Below are 1,722 nucleotides of genomic sequence, written 5' to 3' on the forward strand. Positions count from 1 at the left end.
TATGACTTCAAGGGGATAAAAATTAAGTACGAACTGGTGAAGTTTACACCAGCATATAATCATTATTATACAAAAATATTTCAACATAATGATATTAACTACAGCTTTCTAGTTACTGATGTTATTATTGAGACGCTAGATTATTTGTCTGGTCTGGGCTACCACCTGTAGTTAAACTGAGGAGCTGAACCCTACTTGGAAACTCGCGGTGTCCGAAGGTCCCGCGAGCGTCTAACCCTCCAACTGCCTTTCCACGAAGCAACAGCCTATCCAACCCAGACGCTCGCAGGAGCTGCGCACGCTGCGAGGTCTATTCGCGTGGCGAGATTTTTTATACTTGGTTATGGCACATCTCCTTGTATGAGCGGAGCTATGCTTTCGAAGTCGGCGGCATTTTTTTCGTGAAACTTTCTGTATGCTTCCCTGCCTCCAAACCACGTCAGCACCTCCTCGCGCTGCAAAGATGTCTTTCCCTCTGAAAGTATACTGTGGTACGAGGAGTGCTGCCATCCGCTAAAGCTAGTTATCAGGCCGTGATGCTGCGGATTAAAGTGGATGTAAAAGACAAGCCTGGTAAAGTATGATTCAGAGCTGACTTCTTTCCTGCCGAACCGATGCTGCAACAGCCGCCCAATACGGCTATACTTGTTGTTGATGGTTTTAGCAAAGGCATTGAGCAGGTGGCCCAACTGCCGCTCTATACTTATCAGTTTCGCCTCGTCCTCTGTAAGCCATTGTGGCTTCAGCGCCTTTTCATCTTTTACCCTTACCAGGAAGTGCACATGGTTGGGCAGCAAGCAATAAGCAAAGGTTTCAGCATAAGGTGCCACATACTTGCGGTAAAGTTGCAGGAACAGCAGGTAATTTTCCGGCTCCCGGAACAGCGTTTCTTTGTTATTACCCCGTGTATAGATATGGTAGTACTTTTCCGGCTCCAGCGGAGCTGTCTGTTGCATGTACATCTATACGGCAACATTGCCTAAGTAGCTTTCATCTTGGTAACAGCAGCTCTTTCTAATGCCTGGGATAGGCGGGGTATGACTTTGAACTTAAGATGAGCCGTAATATGTGAAATTTTGAGGCACTCATACTACAAATGATAGCACACCAGCTTGAGCACAAAACTCTAACGCGGCTTCATCAGCGAGGCTACGCCTCTTACCCATCTGGAAAAGCACGAAGCATAGGTTTAATATTATCTCGCCCTATCAAGGAGCGGGATAGATTTCACCAGGTTCCTGTGCAAAGCTCCTGCCAGTGCGCTGCAGGTTGAGTCAGCACTGAGGCTATCTTTCAAGTATGCTTAGACACTTTGGTGCTTATACTTGTTTTGATGTAATAATGGCTGCATTAGCCACTCCATTGCCTCCTTTTCATCTGCAAAATCGCGGAGAATGAGGTTAAGGTTATAGGTGCTTCCCTTACTAATCATTACATCAACGGAGGTTCGGCTTTGTTCAAACGCCGAAGGTAGTCGCGCCATGCGGAGCATAGAGCTTTTAGATAACCGGGGCACATATACCTCCAGGCTCCACTCCAGGTCGGCAGGAGTAATGTCTCCCATCAAGCGGTCGTCAGCCAGCCACCGAGTTAGAGAGAAGCGATCCACTAGCTCTAATATAAGCAGGAAAGCCTCTCTGAGCTCTGGCCCTTGCAAACGCCCGGCCCATTCAGCCTTGCCTAATCGAGCTTCCCTGTCATAAGAGAGGGTTAAAAAGTTAT

Annotated in this window: 2 protein-coding genes; both read right to left on the reverse strand. The window is 47.3% G+C overall.

Going from position 1 to position 1,722, the window contains the following annotated elements; translation table 11 throughout:
- Nucleotides 1–341: 341 nt before the first annotated feature.
- Entirely contained in the window at nt 342–956 is a 615-nt protein-coding gene (locus ACFQ2O_RS21500) for a transposase (protein ID WP_377532933.1), read from the reverse strand.
- A 347-nt stretch (nt 957–1,303) separates the two neighbouring features.
- On the reverse strand, nt 1,304–1,722 hold a 419-nt coding region (locus tag ACFQ2O_RS21505), incomplete at its 5' end, for a hypothetical protein (RefSeq protein WP_377532935.1).

It is taken from the genome of Pontibacter rugosus, from assembly GCF_042678745.1.
GTDB classification, from domain to species: Bacteria; Bacteroidota; Bacteroidia; order Cytophagales; family Hymenobacteraceae; genus Pontibacter; species Pontibacter rugosus.

What these genes read in the sequence shown, in the direction of transcription:
- ACFQ2O_RS21500 (WP_377532933.1), bottom strand. Translation starts at nt 956, where the DNA reads ATGCAACAGACAGCTCCGCTGGAGCCGGAAAAGTACTACCATATCTAT.